This is a genomic window from Pseudomonas sp. MN1F (assembly GCF_009391885.1).
Classification (GTDB): domain Bacteria; phylum Pseudomonadota; class Gammaproteobacteria; order Pseudomonadales; family Pseudomonadaceae; genus Aquipseudomonas.
Genome location: NZ_VZII01000009.1, coordinates 312,114 through 331,608, shown reverse-complemented (window position 1 = coordinate 331,608; position 19,495 = coordinate 312,114). Strand labels below are relative to the sequence as shown.

Below are 19,495 nucleotides of genomic sequence, written 5' to 3'. Positions count from 1 at the left end.
ATTGAGGTTGAGAGTCAAGCTTTGCGGCCCAGCATGCGGGTCAGGGTCGCGTCACGGTCGATAAAATGGTGTTTCAGGGCGGCCAGGGCGTGCAGCACGGCAAAGATCACCAGGCCCCATGCCAACCACAGATGAATCACGCCAGCCAGGTCCGCCTGATCAGGCAGGTCGCTGATCAGCGCCGGCACCTCGAACAGGCCGAACACCGGAATACCTACGCCGTCGGCAGTGGAAATCAGGTAACCGGCGATCATCACCGCAAACAGCCCCAGGTACAGCGCCAGGTGCCCCAGCTTGGCCGCCACGCGGGTGAATGCCCCGTGGTTGGCCGGTGCCGGTGGTGGCGGGCTGATGAAACGCCAGATCACGCGCAACAACATGACCGCCAGCAACACCAGGCCGATGCTCTTGTGCAGGTCCGGGCCTGCCTTGCGCCAAGGGTCGTAGTAGCCGAGGTCGACCATCCACAGGCCCAGGCCGAACAGGCCGAAGACTGCCAATGCAACGCCCCAGTGCAGGACGATGCTGACCACGCCATAGCGAGAAGGTGAATTGCGCAGTTGCATGATGACGTGGTTCCCCGTGAAAGCTGTGCACAGACTATCGCGTAACGTATCGAATAAAAGCTTAAAAAACTGCTTTGGATTATCGAGAAATATGATGATTAGTGTGTGAGTTTCCTATTAAGGAAACATTAACAATAGTCGGAGAGTTTGAGGCTGCCAGGGCTGGCCCTATCGCCGGCTTGCCGGTGATAGGGCCAGTGCTGATTTCACATCAGTTTGCCTGAGCCTGGGTATTGGCCACCGGCTTCTTCACAGGCTCGGATTTGACCGTGGCTTTCTTCGGCTCGACCGCCTTTTTCGCCTGCTTGGCCGCAGGCTTGTGCGCCGGTGCATGTTTGGCCGGTGCTGCCTTGGTTGCGGCGGGCTTGGCCGGCTCTTCCTTGGCCACTTCTGCAGGTGCAGGGGTAGCAGGGGCGGCTGCAGGGGCCGGGGCCGTTGCTGGCGCGACTTCCTCGGCCTTGGCAACCGGTGCAGCCTTCACTTCAGGTTTGTCGGAACCACCGAACAGGCGCGAGAAGAACCCGCCGCTGTCCTTCTTCGCCACCGCTGCACCGGCTGTCGCCGCAGCTGCGACGGTCGCAGCCTTGGCCGGGTCGAACGACTTGCCGGCGAGCAAGTCCTGCACCTGGCTGGCAGCGCGTTGGCCACTGCGCAGGGCACCCTCGAGGGTACCCGGATAGAGCGCGTCGGTGTGCTCACCGGCAAAGGTGATGCGCTGCACCGGGCGCTCCCACAGGCGCCAGTACTTGCTGATCTGCCCCGGGCCATAGGCCAGGTAGGCGCCACCGGTACCCGCATCGACGCTGTAACGTTTGACTTCGTAACCGGTGAACGCGCCACGGGCCTGTGGATAGAAGGCATGCAGGCGGATCAGCACCTGGTCGACCATCTGCTTGTCGCCAAAGGCCTGCAGCAGACGCGCATTGTCACCCGACAGGTTGATCACCACGTTGGCGCCCCCCTTGAGTGCGGGCTCGATCCAAAGCATGCCGAGGCCGGTGTTACTGAAGATCTCGCCCGACATGCGCGCGCGGCTTTCCCATACAGGTTGCTTGAACTTGAGCATCAGTTGGTCACGCCAGCCGTAGTTCGTGCCCTTGATCGCTGCCACGTGCTGGGTGTCCAGGCCAGGGGTGATCTGGATCTTGGCCAGCGCCCGCAGTGGCACTGCCATCACCAGGTAATCGGCCTTGTAGTCCGTGCTGCCGACCTTGACGCTGACGCCATCCTTGTCCTGCACGATTGCCGTGACTGGCGAGCTGGTCTTGATGGTCTTCAGCTGCTTGACGAATGCCTGGGCCAGTACCGGGCTACCGCCAGGCAGGCGCGCGGCGCGCAGGTCACGGTCGCTGACCCCACGGTAGACGCGGTTTTGCTGAGCAAAGTAGAGCAGCGACAGGCGCGATGGCTCATCGTAGCGGGTACGGATCTGCTGGTTGATCAGCTGACGCGCAGTGCTCGGCAGTTGCAGCTTGTCCAGCCAGGTGGACACGTTCATCTGGTCGAGGGCGAACAGCGTGCTGGTCGCCTGCGGGTTGAGCGGGTCATCGATCGAACGAGCCAGGTCGTCGAGGGTTTTCTCGTAGCGTTTGAGCGCCTCGGCGGTGGCCGGTTGCTTGGTGGCCAGGTCAGTGGCGCTGAAGTACTCACCGTCGATCAGGTAGCCCGGGGTACGCACGAACTCCGGCGCGGGCAGTGTTTCAAGCTTGAAACGGTCGAGGTATTGGTTGAGCACCGGCTGGGCCTTGGCATTGCCGATCCACTCGCTGGTGGCCAGGCCGGAACGCCCCCCCATGCCCGACTTGGCCTCCAGCAAGGTGACCTGCCAGCCTTTGTTCTGCAGCTCGTACGCCGCGGTCAGGCCTGCCAGGCCGCCACCCACCACGATTGCCGACGGTGTCTTGTCCTTTGCCAGCGCGGCGCCGCTGGACACACCGATCAATACCAACGCACACAGGCGCACCCAAGCAGCAGCCATGTCGGCGAACTCCGAGTTGAAATTGCAGGGATGAGAAGAGGCAGGAATGCCCCGAGAGACGATGCGCTAAGAATACGTCAGGTATTCAGACCCTGCCAGCACAGCGACATCAAGTGCCTTTGGCAACTGGCATTTTTGTCAGTAGCCAGGCTTTCGGCCATTGGGTGAAGCTGGCGAAAGTGGCTGAAAAAACCGACAACAGGAGCTACACGATGACCTATGAGGAGCATTTCGCACAGGTAAAACGACAATTCTTGTGGCACAACCAGACAGTACAAACCCCTTCAGGCCTGAAAATCCGCTCCAACGGCACGTCATGGACCGGATTGCATGAAGCGTTCAAAGGCGAAGATGGCACCGAACTGGTGATCGGCGAGCACAGTGACGTGGAGATTGCCTTCAACGAGGAAGTCGAATGCCTGCGGCTGGAATATTACGTCGTCAGCGACCAGCACTTCGACGATGTGCAGATGTTGCTGGATACCGATGGCTACGACATGGACCTGATCGCCCCGGTCCCGCGCAACTTCTACTGGCTGACCCTCTCTGGCAGCGGCTACACCGACTACAGGCCGGGGCCGATTTCCACGCACCCCTACCATCAGCTCATCGAAGGGCCCTTCCGCCGCCTGACCATCTCCACTTCACAGGCTGGCACCGTACATATCCGCAAGCTGGAATGGACCCGCACCTGCCGCCATTGAGCACTAGCGGTTGTCCTGCCCCCTGGCTTTGCTTAGGCTTACGCGGTCAAAGCAGGCAGTAAGCCAGGAGAAGTGCCCATGGGCCTCAACGATCAGTGGATGCAACGCGACCTCAAAGTCCTGTGGCACCCCTGCACCCAGATGAAAGACCACGAGCAGCTGCCACTGATCCCGATCCGCCGCGGTGAAGGGGTGTGGCTCGAGGACTTCGACGGCAAACGCTACCTGGATGCCGTGAGCAGCTGGTGGGTCAACGTGTTCGGCCACGCCAACCCGCGCATCAACCAGCGCATCAAGGACCAGGTCGACCAACTGGAGCACGTGATCCTCGCAGGCTTCAGCCACCAGCCGGTGATCGAGCTGTCCGAGCGCCTGGTCGCCATGACCCCCGCCGGGCTCGACCGGGTGTTCTATGCCGACAACGGCTCGTCGTGCATCGAAGTGGCGTTGAAGATGAGCTTCCACTACTGGCAGAACATCGGCAAACCGGCGAAAAAACGCTTCGTTACCCTGACCAACAGCTACCACGGCGAGACCATTGCCGCGATGTCGGTCGGCGACGTGCCGCTGTTCACCGAAACCTACAAGGCACTGCTGCTCGACACCATCAAAGTGCCAAGCCCCGACTGCTACCTGCGCCCCGAGGGCATGAGCTGGGAAGAACACTCGCGCAATATGTTCGCCGCCATGGAGCAGACCCTGGCCGAACACCACGAAACCCTCTCGGCGGTGATCGTCGAACCGCTGATCCAGGGTGCCGGCGGCATGCGCATGTACCACCCGGTGTACCTCAAGCTGCTGCGCGAGGCCTGCGACCGCTATGACGTGCACCTGATCCACGACGAGATCGCCGTCGGTTTCGGCCGCACCGGCACGATGTTCGCCTGCGAGCAGGCCGGCATCCGCCCGGACTTCCTGTGCCTGTCCAAGGCCCTGACCGGTGGCTACCTGCCGCTGGCCGCCTGCCTGACCACCGACAAGGTGTACCAGGCCTTCTACGACGATTACCCGACCCTGCGCGCGTTCCTCCACTCGCACAGCTACACCGGCAACCCGCTGGCCTGCGCCGCCGCCCTGGCGACGCTGGACATCTTCGAGCAGGACAACGTGATCGAGGCCAACAAGGCCCTGGCCGCGCGCATGGCCAGCGCCACCGCGCACCTGGCCGACCATGCCCATGTCGCCGAAATCCGCCAGACCGGCATGGCCCTGGCCATCGAGATGGTCCAGGACAAGGCCACCAAGGCCGCCTACCCGTGGCAGGAGCGTCGTGGCCTGAAGGTGTTCGAGCACGCCCTGACCCGCGGCGCCCTGCTGCGCCCGCTGGGCAGCGTGGTGTACTTCCTGCCGCCGTACGTGATTACCCCGGAGCAGATCGACTTCCTCGCCGAGGTGGCCAGCGAAGGCATCGACATCGCCACCCGCGACAGCGTCAGCGTCGCCGTCCCGGCCAACTTCCACCCCGACTTCCGCGACCCAGGCTAGCCCCGGCAGTTCGCCATATCACTATCCCTGTGTCTCTCTTCTACCGAGCAAACCCATGCGACTGTCCCGCTTCTTCATCGACGCCCCCCTGAGCCTTGGCGAGCACGACTTGCCCGAAGCCCAGGCCCACTACATCGGCCGTGTGCTGCGCATGGCCCCTGGCGATGCCGTGCAACTGTTCGATGGCAGTGGCCAGGAATACCTCGGCCAACTGCTCGAAGTCGGCAAGAAGACGGTACGCGTCAACCTCGAACAGGCCCTCGCCGGCCAGCCCGACTCGCCGCTGCAGGTCCACCTTGGCCAGGGCCTGTCGCGCGGCGAGCGCATGGACTGGGCGATCCAGAAGGCCACCGAGCTTGGTGCCAACGCAATCACCCCGATCGTCAGCGAGCGCTGTGAAGTGCGCCTGAAGGACGAGCGTGCCGACAAGCGCCTGGCCCACTGGCGCCAAGTGGCGATCAGTGCCTGTGAACAATGCGGCCGTTCGACCCTGCCGGTCATTCATCCGCCAGTGACCCTGGCCGAATGGCTCAAGGGCACCGAAGCCGACCTCAAACTGGTCCTGCACCCGGTCGCCGAGCCGCTGACCAGCCATGACAAGCCGGCAACGTTGGCTTTCCTGATCGGCCCGGAAGGTGGCCTGAACGAGGCGGAAGTCGAACAGGCCAAGGCGGCTGGCTTCCATGCTGCCCGCCTTGGGCCGCGGGTACTGCGTACCGAGACAGCGCCGGTGGTGGCGCTGTCGGTGGCGCAGCAGCTGTGGGGTGATTTTTCGTAAAAAAAAGCTAACGCACGTACAGCGACACCGCCACGAAGTGCATGAGGCTGCCGGCAATCACGAACAGGTGCCAGATGCCATGCCAGTGGCGGAAGCGGCTGTCGAAGGCAAAGAAGATGATGCCCACGGTGTAGAACACGCCGCCGGCCGCCAGCCAGGTGAAGCCGGCAGTGCCAAGGCTGTTCAGCAGCGGCTTGACCGCCACCAGCACGATCCAGCCCATCACCGCATAGATGATGATCGACAGGACGCGCGCTTCCGAGCGCGGCTTGATCTCCTGCAGCATGCCGATCACCGCCAGCCCCCAGACCACGCCAAACAGGCTCCAGCCCCAGGGCCCACGCAGGCTGACCAGGCAGAACGGGGTGTAGCTGCCGGCGATCAGCAGATAGATAGACAGGTGATCGAGCTTGCGCATGATCACCTTCGCCCGCCCGCGGGTGCTGTGGTAGAGGGTGGAAATGCTGTAGAGCAACAGCAAGGTGCTGCCGTAGATGGAGAAGCTGACGATCTTCCAGGGGTCGCCCTGCAGGCCAGCGACGACGATCAGCCAGATGGCACCGATACAGGCCAGGACGGCACCGACCAGGTGGGTCCAGGCATTGAAGCGTTCACCGTAGTACATGCAAACACAGACCTCCTGAAGCGGGCTGGGTTCATGACAGGATCCATTCCTGCTACATCCTACCCAAACGCAGGTTGCAGTTCAGCGTCACGCACCAATCTTTCCAGCCCGGCCAGGTCCGGTACCCGCGCCACCTGCTCGCCCACCTGCACGGCGGCCAGTTCCAGGCTGCCCAGCGGTACATCCACATAATTGAGCTGGCTGTCCAGCTTGCACGAGCGTGGAATGTCCTGCAGCAGCACCGCCAGGTAGCGCAAGCCGGTGTCCCCGAGCGCATTCAGCACCACGATCCGCGCCCGCTCGCCACACGGCGTCTCACCGCCACACGCGGCCTCGAAACCGATCAACGGCAAATGCTGCTGGCGCCAGTCGATCCACCCCAGGTGCCAGGCCGGGTCGCCTGGTTCGCACACCAGGTTGCGCTGGCCGATCAGTTCGACCACGGCGACGTTGGGCAATACCAGGGTGCGGTCGCCCAGCGGCAGCAGCAGGCCGGTGAGGCTGCTGCGTTGCCCTGCAATCAGTTCAAGCATGGGTCTGGCTCCAGTGGGCGATGCTCTGCAGCAGCACCGACTCCTGATAGGGTTTGCCCAGGTAATCGTTGACGCCGATGGCCATGGCCCGGTCGCGGTGCTTCTGCCCGGTGCGCGAGGTGATCATGATGATCGGCAGGTCTTTCAGGCGCTCGTCACGGCGAATGCGGGTGGCCACTTCGAAGCCGTCCATGCGCGGCATCTCGATGTCCAGCAACAGCACGTCGGGGCGGTGCTCTTCCAGCAGGGCCATGGCATCGACACCATCCTTGGCCGTCAGCACACTCATGCCATGGCGCTCCAGCAGGCGGCTGGTCACCTTGCGCACGGTGACCGAGTCGTCCACCACCATCACCAACGTGGCTCGTCGTGGTGCCGGGCCGAACAAGGTGCGCTGCACCCCGCTACCACCGGGCAGACGCGCCAGCCGCCGCTGCTGGCCACGCAACTGGCCCAGCAGGTCGAGGATCAGCACCACCCGGCCATCACCGAGCAAGGTCGCACCCGACAAACCCGCCACAGCGGCGAACTGCGGGCCAAGGCTCTTCACCACGATCTCGCGGCTCGGCGACAGGCTGTCCACCTGGATGGCAAACGACTGCTCCTGGGAGTGCACAAGCAACACCGGCAACGGCACGCTCTGCCCCAGCAGTACCGGGCGCGGCAGCCCTTGCAGCAGCTCGCCCAGGTAACGCAACTCGTATTCATGGCCGCCGTACACGTAACGCGGGGCATCCAGCTGGTAACAGGCGGCCAGTTCGGCCGGCGGCACGCGCACGATGCCCTCGATGGTGTTGAGTGGAATGGCGTACTGCTCTTCGCCCAGGTGCACCATCAAAGCCCGGTTTATCGACACGGTGAACGGCAGGCGGATCAGGAAGCGCGCGCCCTTGCCCTGGGCCGACTCGATGGTCATCGAGCCGCCCAGCTGCTTGACCTCTTCGTGGACCACGTCCATGCCCAGGCCGCGCCCGGAAATCTGAGTGATCTTCTCCGCCGTGGAAAAGCCCGGGCGCAGGATGAATTGCAGGATCTCGTGATCGCTCAGCTGCGCCTGCGGGTCCAGCAGGCCGCGCTTGATTGCCTTGCGCCGGACCGCCTCCAGTGGCACACCAGCGCCGTCGTCGGTCATCTCGATGACGATGTCGGCGCCCTCATGCAGCAAGTTCAGGTGAATGGTGCCCTGCTCCGGCTTGCCCGCTGCCAGGCGCGCCTCGCGCGACTCAAGGCCGTGGTCGACAGCATTGCGCAGCATGTGCTCCAGCGGTGCGACCATACGTTCCAGCACACTGCGGTCCAGTTCACCCTCGGCATTGCCGACCACCAGCTCGACCTGCTTGCCCAGCTCGCTGGCCACCTGGCGCACCACCCGCTGCAAACGCGGCACCAGGCGCTCGAACGGCACCATCAGGGTCGCGGTCAGGCCTTCCTGCAACTGGCTGTTCACCCGCGCCTGTTGCTGCAGCAGGCTGTAGGCCTCCTGGGCGCGCTGGGTAAGGGTTTCCTTGAGGTCGAGCAGGTCGGAGGCCGACTCGAACAGTGCCCGCGACAGCTGCTGCAACTGCGAATGGCGGTCCATTTCCAGCGGGTCGAAATCTTCGTAGGCATCGCCCTCGAACGCCTGCCGGCTGCTGATCCGCCCCTGGGTCTCGATGTCCAGGCGCAGCAACTGGTCGCGCATGCGCTCCAGGGTGGTTTCCATCTCGTTGAGGGCGAACTGGGCGTCGTTGACTTGCTGCTCGATACGGCCACGGATGACCGAATGCTCGCCGGCCAGGTTGCCCAGGTCGTCGAGCAGCTCAGCGTCGACCTTGACCATGTCGCCCGGCGCCCGCTCCGGTGCCGCGGCTGGTGCTTCCGCAGGTGCGGTGTCGGCTGGGGCCTGGCCGGCTGCGCTGTCGGTCAGCGCGGCACTGCTGAAGTTGCGGATGTAGTCGATCAGCGCGGTAGCGGTGTGCAGCGGCTGGCCCAGGCGCACGGCGTCGAGCATGTGCGCCAGGCGGTCATGGCAGTTCTGCAGCAGCGCGAACAGCGGCGCGCTCGGCGGCAGGCGCCCGGCGGCAAGCAGCTCGTAAAGGAATTCCAGTTCATGGGCCAGGTCGCCGATGGCGCTGATCTCGACCATGCGCGCACCGCCCTTGAGGGTATGCAGGTCTCGCAGCAGGTTCTCCACCTCGACACTGTTGCGCGGGTCGGCCTGCCAGCGCGCCAAGGCGGCGGCGGCGCTTTCGACGATGTCCGAGCTTTCTTCGAGGAAGACTTCCAGCAGCTCCTTGTCGCCTGGGCTGTCGGGCTCATCATCCTGCTCCAGCGAGCCAGCCAGCGGCGTAACCGCATCAGGGCTTACCAAGCCGGTGGCATCCGGCGCCAGTGCACCGTCCAACAGTTCGCGCAGGGCGTCGACGCAGTCGGGCCGCGGGCTGAGCTCCTGCCCGGCCGCCACTTCGTCGAGCATGTCCAGCAGGGCTTCATGGGCTTGCTGGGCAACGGCGAAGAAGCGCGGGCTGGCGCCCAGGCTGCCCTCTTCCACCGCGCCGTAGAGGTCGAGCAGCGCCTCACAGACGGCATCCATCTGCCACAGGTCGGCCAGGTGCGCAGCGTGGCCAAGGCTGGTCAGCTCATCGAGCAAGGTCTCCAGCGGTTCGCGCTGCTCGGGCTGCTGCTGCCAGCGCGACAGCAGCGACTCGGCATCCAGCAGGATGTCCATGGCCTGGGCGAGGAAACTGGCGATCAGCTGTGGGTCGCGCTTGCCGTGGCGGGTGTGCTGGGGCTCGGCATGCAGGCTGGCCAGGCGCAGGTCCACCGCTTCGCCGACCTGCTCGATCAGCTGGGCCGCCCCCGGGATGGCTGCCAACGGCGCACTGCCCAACTGCGCCAGGCCCTGCAGGAACAGACCATGGGCTGTGTGCAACCAGTGCATCTCCGCCGCCTGCAACGGCAGCTGGTGCCCCCGGTACTCGCGCACCAGGCGGTCGAAAGCGGTAGCCAGCTCGGCGATCGACATGACCCCGGCCATGGCAGCGCTGCCCTTGAGGGTGTGCAAGGCGCGCTGCAGGCTGTCGCTGACTTCGCTGCCCTGGCTGTCGGCACCCTGCAGAAAGCCTTCCAGGCTGGCCAGGTGGCCCTGCGCCTCGTTGCGGAAGATATCCAGCAGCTGCGGGTCGAGGCCGTCGATGTCGGCGCTGACCGGGGTGTCGTTCTCGGCCAGGGCATGCAGGTGGCTCGCCAGTTGTTCGATTTCGCTCAACTGCGGCAACTGGCCAGCAGCAAAGTCGGCCAGCAGGTCCGGCAGATGGACGAACACCTGCTGCAGCGCCACCGCGCCTTCCGGAGTCAGGGCGATACGCCCTTCCAGCACCCGGTTGAGCAGGTGTTCAGCGCCCCAGGCCAACTCGGCCACCGCCTCGGCATGCACCATGCGCCCGCTTCCTTTGAGCGTATGCAGGTCACGCCGCACCTCGATCAGCGCATCGCGCAGGCTGTTGTCGGCGCGCCAGCGCAGCCAGTGCCGCTCGATCTCCGGCAGCAACTCGCCAGCTTCTTCGAGGAACACCTCACGCAATTCATCATCGATGCCATCGCTGCCATCCTGCGCCTCGGTCGTGCCCGCATGGCTGCACTGCACGCCCAGCGCCGTCAGGCTGGCCCGGGCCATGTCAAGAAACGGCTGAGCGTCGGCCAACGGGTCGGCGACCCGCCATTGCAGGTAGCACTCGGCGGCGCTGAGGGCCTCGGCCAGATGGTTCAGCTCATCCGCCGGCGGTTCCACCTCCAGGTGCTGCAGCCAGCCCTGCACATAACCCGCGCAGCCGGCAAACACCTCGGCGGCGGCCGGCAGCATCAGCATCGCCAACGCGCCGCGCACTTGCTGCAACAGCCCTGGCAGTGGCTGCAGGCGCTGGCGCGGCCAGCCAGACTCCAGGCAATCGCCAATCAGGTCCTTGGCTTGCTGCAACACCGATAGCGACTCGTTCAACACCAGCTGGCGAATCTCGGCCAGGTCGGAACCGGGCAGGCCGCCCTGCCCGCCTTCCTCCAGCGGCAGGACCATGCCGTTGAGCGTGGCCTCCACGTACAACAGGGCACCGGCCACATCCATCAAGACCGCGTCGTCCACCGCGCGCTCACCCAGGGCCAAGGCCTGCAGCGCCAGCACCTGGTCGATGATCACCCGGCGCGGTTGCTGGAAGCCCAGCACTGCCAGGGTGTCGGCGACATGGCGCAACGGTGCCAGCAGTGTGTCCAGCTCCTCGCTGTGCTGGCGGTCACCGCGCACGAACTGGTCCAGGCGCTCCTTGATCCGCATCAGGTCGTCGCACAGGGCGCTGATCACCGAGCGCAGGGCATCACGCCCCGGCCCGGCCTGCATCTGCTCCCGCCAGTTGCCCAACGACAAGTCGAGGTTGGCCAGGTCATCAGAGCCGGCAAAGCGCTGTGTGGCGCCGCTGATCAGGCTGGCCTGGGCCAGGGGCTCGACGCCACGGCAGGCACGCAGCTGGTTGAGCAGCGGCAGCATCACCAGCGGCAGGTCATGGCGCGCACCGCGCAACCGCTCCAGGTAGGACGGCAGTTGCTCCAGGCCACGGAACAGCGGCCCCAGGCAGTCACCGCGGGGGCTCACCTGGCCCTCGGCCAAGGCCTTGGCCAGCAGCTCCAGCTCTTCGGCCAGGCGGGTGGCGCCGCGCAGCTCGAGCATGCGCAGGCAGCCGTGCACCTGATGCAGGTTATCCACCACGAACGCCAGCATCGACAAGTCGTCGGTCTCGCCGGCAAAGCGTTCCAGGGCCTGCCGGGCCTGGCTCAGGCAATCGAGGATGGCGGCCCGGGTCCAGGCCAGGGCCACGGTATCGTGGCGCTCGGGGCTTACGACGGCAGAAGCCATGGGTTTTCCTCAGCTTCGCTCGGCGGGCGCCGGCAGGGTGAAACCGGAAACCGAGCGGCGCATCTCGCTGGCCATGCGCGCCAGGTGGCGGATGCTGTCGGCGGTGGCGCTGGAGCCGGCGGAGGTTTGCGCGGTGATCTGCTGGATCACCGCCATGGTGTGGGAAATCTGCCCCGCCGAAGAGGTCTGCAACTGGGCTGCATCAGAGATGCTGTGGATAAGTTCGGCGAGGTTCTGCGATACGCCTTCGATCTCGGCCAGCGCCACCCCGGCATCCTGGGCCAGGCGCGCACCGCGCACCACTTCGGCGGTGGTCTGCTCCATGGAGATCACCGCCTCGTTGGTGTCGGCCTGGATGGTCCGCACCAGCGCTTCGATCTGCCGGGTCGCCGAGGACGAGCGCTCGGCCAGGCGCTGCACCTCATCAGCGACCACGGCAAAGCCGCGGCCGGCCTCACCCGCCAGCGAGGCCTGAATCGCCGCATTGAGGGCGAGGATGTTGGTCTGGTCGGCAATGTCGTCGATCAGGCTGACGATGTCGCCGATTTCCTGGGAAGACTCGCCCAGGCGCTTGATCCGCTTGGCGGTGTCCTGGATCTGCTCGCGGATGTTGTCCATGCCGTTGATGGTGTTGTGTACCACCTCGTTGCCCTTGTTGGCGATCGCCACCGAGCGCTCGGCGACCTTGGCCGACTCATAGGCATGGGCGGAAACCCGGTCGATCGACTCGACCATGTCGCCGACCGCCTCGGACGCCTCGCTGATCTGCGCGGCCTGGTGCTCCGAGGCCTTGGCCAGCTGGCGCGCGGTGTTCTGCGTGTCCTGCACGGCAGCGGCGACCTGCTCGGCACTGTGGTTGATGGTGGCCACCAGGTCGCGCAGCTGGTCGACCGAGTAGTTGATCGAGTCGGCGATGGCGCCGGTGAAGTCTTCGGTCACCGACACGGTGACGGTCAGGTCGCCGTCGGCCAGCTCTTCGATTTCATCAAGCAGGCGCATGATTGCCTGCTGGTTGCGTTCGTTCTTCTCGGCGGTTTCGTGCAACTGGCGGTGGGTAGTGCGGACCATCACCAGGCCGATCAGGATGATCGAAGCCAGCGCCAGCAGGCCCAGCGCATAACCCCCGACGGTATCCAGGGTGCGGCCGCTGGCCAGGTTCTCGAAACCGTTGGCCAGGTGCGAGGCTTCATCGAGCAGCGTCTGCGACAGGCTGAAAATGTTGCCGGCCGCTTCGCGCACGCGGTACAGCTCGGGCGAGGTTTCGAGGATTTCATCGACCGAACCTGCCACGAACTGGAACAGCTCGGCGATTTCCGCCAGGCGCGCGCGGGCGTCAGCGTCCTCGACGCGGGTCACCTGGATCGCCGGGTTGCCACCCAGCATGCCCTCGAGCACCTGGCCGAAGCGGCTGGCATCGCGGCCGAAGGCATCGGCGGCCTGCGCCGCCGCGTCGTCGCCGGCCAACACGGTGTTGACCGAACCGAGAATGCGCTCGGCCAGCAGCAGCTGGCGCTGGGCTACCACCACCTGGTTGGCCGGGGCACCGCTCTGCAGCAGGATCTCGACCACTTTCTCGTACTCGACCTGCAGTTGCGGCACGGTTTCGGCAAGGGTCGCCGCCACCTGATGCAACGACAGCACAGTCTGCTCACTGGCCAGGATGGTGTCGGTGTTCTTGCGCAGGTTTTCCCAGTCCTGGCGCACCGCTTCCATTTCATCGCGCACCGCAGCCGGTGCCGCTGGCAGGCCAGTGGACTTGTCGCCCTCGCGCAGGTAGCCCCAGCGTCGCTCGAAATCGTTGCGCGCATCCGACAGCAGTTTGAATGCCAGGGCCTTGCCCGCCGCAGCCTCGGTGGCGTTCTTGGCGATGCGCTGGGACAACACCCGCAGCTCGCCGGCGTGACCGATGTACTGCTTGTCGTGATTGGCCTGGGTGTTGAGGTAGGCGAAGTTGGCGAACAACAGGATGATCGACAGGATCAGGATCACGAACAGCACGGTGATCTGCACGATGCTGCGCGTGCGTGGGGTCATGCTGGCGGGGGCGACGGGTGTGGCCGGCTTGTTCACGTTCAAAAGTCCTATAGCGCCACGTCAAGAAAGCCCGGCGCCTGGGCCAGGGCGAAGGGGCTGAAGATCGCCCAGTTGCGTTCCCGCGGGAAGTGCCCCTGCACGAAGCGCGCAGCAGCCCGCAACAGCGGTTGCGGCGGCGACAGCTCCAGGCTGCTCAGGGCGAAATGCTGCAGGCCCAGCACCTCGTCGACCAGCAGGCCGACGAACAGGTCATCGTGGTCCAGCACCAGCACCCGCCGCTGCTTGCCTGGCGCAGCGGGGCCAAGGCCGAAGAAACTGCTCAGGTCCATCACCGGCAACAAGCGGCCGCGCAGGTTGGCCACCCCACATACCCACGGCTGCACGCCAGGCACACGGCTGCTGCGCGGCTCGCGCAGTACCTCGGCGACTTCGCCCATGGGGGCGACGAACCACTGCCCGGCGATGCGAAAACCGATGCCGCTCCATTGCTGCAGGCGCGTGTCCTGCGGCGGCTGGTCGGCCACCAGCAGGCGGCAGCGCCGGTCGATGTCCAGCAACAGCTCGAAGGCGGTCAGCGACGCGCCCTGCGGGCGGGTGGTCAAGCGCCCAATACTTCTTTGAGCTTGGCGATCAGCGCGTCCTCATCCACCGGCTTGGTCAGGAAGTCGCGGGCACCCTGGCGCGTGGCCCAGATACGGTCGGTTTCCTGGTCCTTGGTGGTCACCACCACCACGGGAATGGCGCTGGTTTCCGGGTCCTTGCTCAGCTGGCGGGTCGCCTGGAAGCCGTTCATGCCGGGCATGACGATGTCCATCAGCACTGCATCGGGCTTTTCCTGGCGGGCCAGGGCCACGCCGTCGGCACCGTTGCTGGCCTTGAGCACCTGGTGACCGTGCTTTTCCAGCCATTCGGTCAATCTGTACATCTCTGTCGGCGAGTCGTCGACAATCAGAACTCGGGCCATGCTGTTTCCCCATCAGGAGTTTGAAGGCCGCGCCAGCGCGGCGCGGTCAGGGTGCGGGTTGTTCGGGCACGGCGAAACCGGGCACATGGGCCCTGATTGCGTCGAGCAGTTCTTCCTTGCTGAATGGTTTGGTCAGGAACTGGTCGGAACCGACCACCCGGCCGCGGGCCTTGTCGAACAGGCCATCGCGCGACGACAGGAGAATCACCGGGATGTCCTTGAAGGCACTGTTGTGCTTGATCACCGCACACGTCTGATAACCGTCCAGACGAGGCATCAGCACGTCGACGAAGATGATCTGTGGCTGGTGGTCGATGATCTTGGCCAGGGCATCGAAGCCGTCACTGGCGGTGATCACCTCGCAGCCCGCTTCGCCGAGCAACATCTGCGCGGTGCGGCGGATCGTGCGGGAATCGTCGATCACCATCACCTTCAGGGGCTGTTCCATAAGTTGCGCTACCATCGCTGCACTGTGTGGGCGGCAAGCCACTGATGGCTTGCAGCTTGAAGCTGAGGGCATTTTTAGCACACTCCGGGGGCCCGTTCCATCTGCCGCCCCCTTGACCCGCGGCGCTCACAGCGCCACCCTGAGCCACTTTTCGTTCGATTTACCGCGGCCACCGGCCGCCAAGAGGAACCCCCCATGAGCGTTCGCCTCGGCATTGTCATGGACCCGATCGCGTCCATCTCCTACAAGAAGGACAGCTCGCTGGCCATGCTGCTGGCCGCCCAGGCCCGCGGCTGGGAGCTGTTCTACATGGAGCAGCGTGACCTTTATCTGGGTGCCGGCCAGGCCCGCGCGCAAATGCGCCCGCTGAAGGTATTCGCCGACCCCGCGCGCTGGTTCGAGCTGGGTGAGGAGCAGGACAGTGCCCTGGCCGAGCTGGACGTGATCCTGATGCGCAAGGATCCCCCCTTCGACATGGAATTCGTCTACAGCACCTACTTGCTGGAGCAGGCCGAGCGCGAAGGTGTGCTGGTGGTCAACCGCCCGCAGAGCCTGCGCGACTGCAACGAAAAACTGTTCGCCACCCAGTTCCCGCAGTGCATGGCGCCGACCCTGGTCAGCCGCCGCGTCGATATCCTGCGCGAGTTCGCCGAGAGCCGTGGCGATGTGATCCTCAAGCCGCTGGACGGCATGGGCGGTGCGTCGGTATTCCGCCACCGCAAGGACGACCCCAACCTGTCGGTCATCCTCGAAACCCTGACCCAGCACGGTAACCAGCAGATCATGGCCCAGGAATACCTGCCGCAGATCGTGGACGGCGACAAGCGCATCCTGATGATCGACGGCGAGCCGGTCGACTACTGCCTGGCCCGTATTCCTGCCAGTGGCGAAACCCGTGGCAACCTGGCCGCCGGTGGCCGTGGTGAAGCCCGCCCGCTGACCGAGCGCGACCGCTGGATCGCTGCCCAGGTCGGCCCGACCCTGCGTGAAAAGGGCCTGCTGTTCGTTGGCCTGGACGTGATCGGCGACTCCCTCACCGAAATCAACGTCACCAGCCCCACCTGCATCCGCGAGATCGACGCTGCCTACAACACCGATATCGGTGGCCAGCTGATGGATGCCATTGATCGCCAGCTCAAGGCGCGCTGACCGCCGACGCAGAGCAAATGCGCAGAGTGGGGTATGATGCCGGTCCTTTTCGACTGAGCTGCTGCCCCGCCCTGCGGTTGCTGGATACCTGATGACGCTGCCTGCCGATATCCCTGCCGACCTGCTGCCACCGCGCGTTCGCCCGGTGGACCGGCTTGGCTTTACCCTGTTCCTGGCTGCCCTGGTGCACCTGGCGCTGATCCTTGGCGTGGGCTTTACCGTGGTCAAACCGGCCGAGATCCGCCAGACCATGGAAATCACCCTAGCCACCTTCAAGAGCGAAAAGGCACCGAAGAAGGCTGATTACCAGGCCCAGGCCAATCAGCAGGGCAGCGGCACCCTGGAGAAGAAGGCCGTGCCGACCACCACCGAGGTGGCACCGTTCCAGGACAGCAAGATCAACAAAGTCACCCCGCCGCCTGCGGCCAAGCCGGAGGTAACACCACCGCCCGTGCCGGAGAAATCCGCGGTGGCGACCAAGGCGACGAACGTGCAGAAGGTCGAGCCCAAGCCCAAGGAAAGCAAGCCGCAGCCCAAGCCGGCAGCAGCCACCCCGGACTTCGACAGTTCGCAATTGTCGAGCCAGATCGCCAGCCTTGAAGCGGAACTGTCCAACGAACAGCAGATGTACGCCAAGCGCCCGAAGATTCACCGCCTCAATGCGGCGTCGACCATGCGCGACAAGGGCGCCTGGTACAAGGAAGAGTGGCGCAAGAAAGTCGAGCGGGTGGGTAACCTCAACTACCCCGACGAGGCACGTCGACAGCAAATCTACGGCAACTTGCGGATGATGGTGTCGATCAACCGCGATGGCTCGCTGTACGAGGTGCTGGTGCTGGAGTCGTCCGGGCAGCCGGTGCTGGACCAGGCGGCCCAGCGCATCGTGCGCCTGGCGGCACCCTTTGCGCCGTTTACCGGCGACCTGGCCGAGTTCGACCGGCTGGAGATCATCCGCACCTGGCGGTTTGCCCGTGGTGACCGCTTGTCCAGTAACTGAGTCGGTGGACATCGACCTGTTATTTCTGCCAGTTTCGCCCACGTCGCGAACGCCCTCTAATTGCGCTTCCATTCCTGATTTGGAAGAGCGCCATGAAACACCCGAAAAGCAACGACGCAACTTGGCAGGTCACGCGAGAAGAGCAAGGTAACTGGCAAGTGACGTCAACCGCGCCACTACTTGAAATTCCCATCGACATTACCATCGAGCTGACTATCGATGACGCAGTTCGCCGTAGCTCTGTTGGCCAATGCCACCTCGATGGCAAAACCTATCTCGCGTTCTTTTTCTATCCAGGCGATGTATTCAAACCCGGAGAAGAAGTGGAGGCCATCGTCTTCATTCATGATCAAGCGCCTAATACGGGTAAGTTCGCTATTACCGATACCTTCGCCAGCGGCAGCTATTCAGCCCTTTTCGGCCGGGGGAAGATCGTCAGCGGCCAAGCGATAATCGGCGCAGACAGCTGGGGCAGCGGAACGATGGACATCAAGCGCGTGACCTCGACCCACGCAGGTATTACCACGCTCGATGCAACAGCGAAGTTCGAATTCACAGATCGCGCGGGCATAACCTTTAAAATTGACGTGACCAAACTGGTTGCATCCGACCCGAATATCGGTGGGCCTCGTTAGACAAGCCGCCTGCCTGGACAAGTGCCATTCAGCCCCCCCTGACGCAGCCCGGAAGCGGATCGGCTCCACTTCCGGGCTGTGCAGCCGCCCCGCTTCAGGACCTTGTCAGCCTCGCCACCTGGCGCCACACTATCCCCCATGAAAACCCTCACCCCGAGCTACCTCAAGCATCAGTTCCTGATCGCCATGCCGCACATGGCCGATCCGAACTTCGCCCAGACCCTCACGTACATCGTCGAGCACAACGCCAATGGCGCCATGGGCCTGGTGGTCAACCGACCGCAGGAGCTGAACCTGGCCGACATTCTCGAGCAGTTGCGGCCAGACGAACTGCCGCCGGCCAGCACCTTGCAGGTGCCGATCTACCAGGGTGGCCCGGTGCAGACCGACCGTGGTTTCGTGCTGCACAGCAGCGAATGCAGCTTCCAGGCCACCGTGGCCCTGGAAGGGCTGTCGCTGACCACCTCGCAGGACGTGCTGCTGGCCATCGCCGCCGGGGTAGGGCCAAAACAAAGCCTCATCACGCTCGGCTATGCCGGCTGGGAAGCAGGCCAACTGGAAGCTGAACTGGCCGACAACGCCTGGCTCAACTGCCCATTCGACCCAGAGATCATCTTCGGCCTGGCCAGTGACCTGCGCCTGGACGCCGCCGCCGCCAGCCTGGGGATCAACCTCAGCCTGCTGACCAGCCAGGCGGGGCACGCCTGATGAGCGAACTGCGTTTACTGCTGGGCTTCGACTACGGCACCAAGCAGATCGGCGTCGCCGTCGGCCAGGTGGTGACCGGCCAGGCCCGCGAGCTGTGCACCCTGAAGGCGCAGAACGGCGTGCCGGACTGGGCCCAGGTGGAAAAGCTCATCAGCGAGTGGAAGCCCGATGCCATCGTCGTCGGCCTGCCGCTGAACATGGACGGCACGCCGAGCGAAATGAGCGAGCGCGCGGAAAAGTTCGCCCGCCGCCTCAATGGCCGCTTCAACTTGCCGGTGCACACCCACGACGAACGCCTGACCACCTTCGAGGCCAAAGGCGAGCGCCTGGCCCGTGGCGGCCAGCGCGGCAGCTACCGTGACAACCCGGTCGACGCCATCGCCGCCGCCCTGCTGCTGCAAGGCTGGCTGGAGGCCAATACCTGATCTTTCCGCGTTTGCGTCGGGGCAATCACAACGCCCCCGGCGCCCCCAGGAGATACGCAATGAGCCTACCCAATCCCGCCGAGCTGATCCGGCAGATGGCTGTCGACCTTGGCGCCCATCTGGCCCGCCGCAACATCACCGAGCCGCGCTTCATCGGCATCCGCACCGGCGGCGTCTGGGTAGCCCAGGCCCTGCAGGAAGCAATGGCCGACCAGAGCCCGCTCGGCACCCTGGACGTGTCGTTCTATCGCGATGACTTCAGCCAGAACGGCCTGCACCCGCAGGTGCGCCCGTCAGAGCTGCCATTCGAGGTCGAGGGCCAGCACCTGGTGCTGATCGACGACGTGCTGATGAGCGGTCGTACCATTCGCGCGGCACTCAATGAACTGTTCGATTACGGCCGCCCGGCCAGTGTCACCCTGGTCTGTCTGCTCGACCTGGATGCCGGCGAACTGCCAATCCGCCCCAATGTGCTCGGCGCCACCCTGTCGCTGGCTGCCCATGAACGGGTAAAATTGACCGGACCCGCACCGCTCGCCCTCGAGCGCCAGGACCTCGCCACCGCTTCCGCCCTTTAAGAGTCC

The 19,495-nt window shown here is 64.7% G+C and carries 18 protein-coding genes; 9 read left to right on the top strand and 9 right to left on the bottom strand.

The genetic code is table 11. The features are described 5' to 3' along the window. Positions 1–14: 14 nt before the first annotated feature. Together F6X59_RS07340 and F6X59_RS07335 are read right to left on the bottom strand one after the other, a co-directional pair. Entirely contained in the window at positions 15–566 is a 552-nt protein-coding gene (locus F6X59_RS07340) for a cytochrome b (RefSeq protein WP_152955640.1), read from the bottom strand. 211 nt (positions 567–777) lie between these two features. Next, positions 778–2,544, bottom strand: coding sequence for a flavin monoamine oxidase family protein (locus F6X59_RS07335; RefSeq protein WP_152955639.1), 1,767 nt, complete (start codon positions 2,542–2,544; stop codon positions 778–780). A gap of 212 nt (positions 2,545–2,756) precedes the next feature. Between F6X59_RS07335 and F6X59_RS07330 the strand changes: the two genes are divergently transcribed. The 3 genes from F6X59_RS07330 (at position 2,757) to F6X59_RS07320 (ending at position 5,511) form a co-directional block, all read left to right on the top strand. After that, complete coding sequence (locus F6X59_RS07330) at positions 2,757–3,248, top strand: hypothetical protein (protein WP_152955638.1); 492 nt, start codon at positions 2,757–2,759, stop codon at positions 3,246–3,248. A 78-nt stretch (positions 3,249–3,326) separates the two neighbouring features. Then, a complete protein-coding gene (locus F6X59_RS07325; protein ID WP_152955637.1) occupies positions 3,327–4,733 on the top strand; it encodes an adenosylmethionine--8-amino-7-oxononanoate transaminase in 1,407 nt (468 codons plus the stop codon). Positions 4,734–4,788: 55 nt separating this feature from the next. After that, the gene (locus tag F6X59_RS07320) at positions 4,789–5,511 is read left to right on the top strand and encodes a 16S rRNA (uracil(1498)-N(3))-methyltransferase (protein ID WP_152955636.1); all 723 of its coding nucleotides are present in this window, start codon (positions 4,789–4,791) and stop codon (positions 5,509–5,511) included. Between the two features lie 7 nt (positions 5,512–5,518). Here the strand turns inward: F6X59_RS07320 and F6X59_RS07315 are convergent, their stop codons facing one another. Genes F6X59_RS07315 through F6X59_RS07285 form a run of 7 tightly spaced genes read right to left on the bottom strand, consistent with a single transcriptional unit; the run spans position 5,519 to position 14,997 of the window. Beyond that, positions 5,519–6,136 carry a hemolysin III family protein gene (locus F6X59_RS07315; RefSeq protein ID WP_152955635.1) on the bottom strand — a complete coding sequence of 206 codons (618 nt, stop codon included), beginning with the start codon at positions 6,134–6,136 and terminating at the stop codon, positions 5,519–5,521. Between the two features lie 59 nt (positions 6,137–6,195). Continuing rightward, the gene (locus F6X59_RS07310) at positions 6,196–6,669 is read right to left on the bottom strand and encodes a chemotaxis protein CheW (RefSeq protein WP_152955634.1); all 474 of its coding nucleotides are present in this window, start codon (positions 6,667–6,669) and stop codon (positions 6,196–6,198) included. Then, on the bottom strand, positions 6,662–11,551 hold the full coding sequence (locus tag F6X59_RS07305; RefSeq protein WP_152955633.1) for an Hpt domain-containing protein: 4,890 nt from the start codon (positions 11,549–11,551) through the stop codon (positions 6,662–6,664). Before F6X59_RS07305 ends, F6X59_RS07310 begins: the two co-directional genes overlap by 8 nt. A gap of 9 nt (positions 11,552–11,560) precedes the next feature. Then, a complete protein-coding gene (locus F6X59_RS07300) occupies positions 11,561–13,585 on the bottom strand; it encodes a methyl-accepting chemotaxis protein (RefSeq protein WP_152955687.1) in 2,025 nt (674 codons plus the stop codon). Between the two features lie 47 nt (positions 13,586–13,632). Further along, entirely contained in the window at positions 13,633–14,187 is a 555-nt protein-coding gene (locus F6X59_RS07295) for a chemotaxis protein CheW (RefSeq protein WP_152955632.1), read from the bottom strand. Then, the gene (gene pilH / locus F6X59_RS07290) at positions 14,184–14,549 is read right to left on the bottom strand and encodes a twitching motility response regulator PilH (RefSeq protein WP_152955631.1); all 366 of its coding nucleotides are present in this window, start codon (positions 14,547–14,549) and stop codon (positions 14,184–14,186) included. The genes F6X59_RS07295 and pilH overlap by 4 nt, the downstream gene beginning before the upstream one ends. Before the next feature lie 46 nt (positions 14,550–14,595). Beyond that, positions 14,596–14,997, bottom strand: a complete 402-nt coding sequence (locus F6X59_RS07285) for a PleD family two-component system response regulator (RefSeq protein WP_027920659.1) — start codon at positions 14,995–14,997, stop codon at positions 14,596–14,598. A 195-nt stretch (positions 14,998–15,192) separates the two neighbouring features. Between F6X59_RS07285 and gshB the strand changes: the two genes are divergently transcribed. From gshB to pyrR, 6 genes are all read left to right on the top strand, one after another. Next, complete coding sequence (gene gshB / locus F6X59_RS07280) at positions 15,193–16,146, top strand: glutathione synthase (protein ID WP_152955630.1); 954 nt, start codon at positions 15,193–15,195, stop codon at positions 16,144–16,146. Positions 16,147–16,237: 91 nt separating this feature from the next. Next, complete coding sequence (locus tag F6X59_RS07275; RefSeq protein WP_152955629.1) at positions 16,238–17,143, top strand: energy transducer TonB; 906 nt, start codon at positions 16,238–16,240, stop codon at positions 17,141–17,143. Between the two features lie 92 nt (positions 17,144–17,235). Next, positions 17,236–17,778 carry a hypothetical protein gene (locus tag F6X59_RS07270; protein WP_152955628.1) on the top strand — a complete coding sequence of 181 codons (543 nt, stop codon included), beginning with the start codon at positions 17,236–17,238 and terminating at the stop codon, positions 17,776–17,778. Between the two features lie 138 nt (positions 17,779–17,916). Then, positions 17,917–18,486, top strand: coding sequence for a YqgE/AlgH family protein (locus F6X59_RS07265; protein ID WP_152955627.1), 570 nt, complete (start codon positions 17,917–17,919; stop codon positions 18,484–18,486). Then, positions 18,486–18,911: a Holliday junction resolvase RuvX gene (ruvX, locus tag F6X59_RS07260; protein WP_152955626.1), complete on the top strand. Its 426-nt coding sequence runs from the start codon at positions 18,486–18,488 to the stop codon at positions 18,909–18,911. Before F6X59_RS07265 ends, ruvX begins: the two co-directional genes overlap by 1 nt. A gap of 59 nt (positions 18,912–18,970) precedes the next feature. Next, entirely contained in the window at positions 18,971–19,489 is a 519-nt protein-coding gene (pyrR, locus tag F6X59_RS07255; RefSeq protein WP_152955625.1) for a bifunctional pyr operon transcriptional regulator/uracil phosphoribosyltransferase PyrR, read from the top strand. The last annotated feature ends 6 nt before the right edge of the window (positions 19,490–19,495 follow it).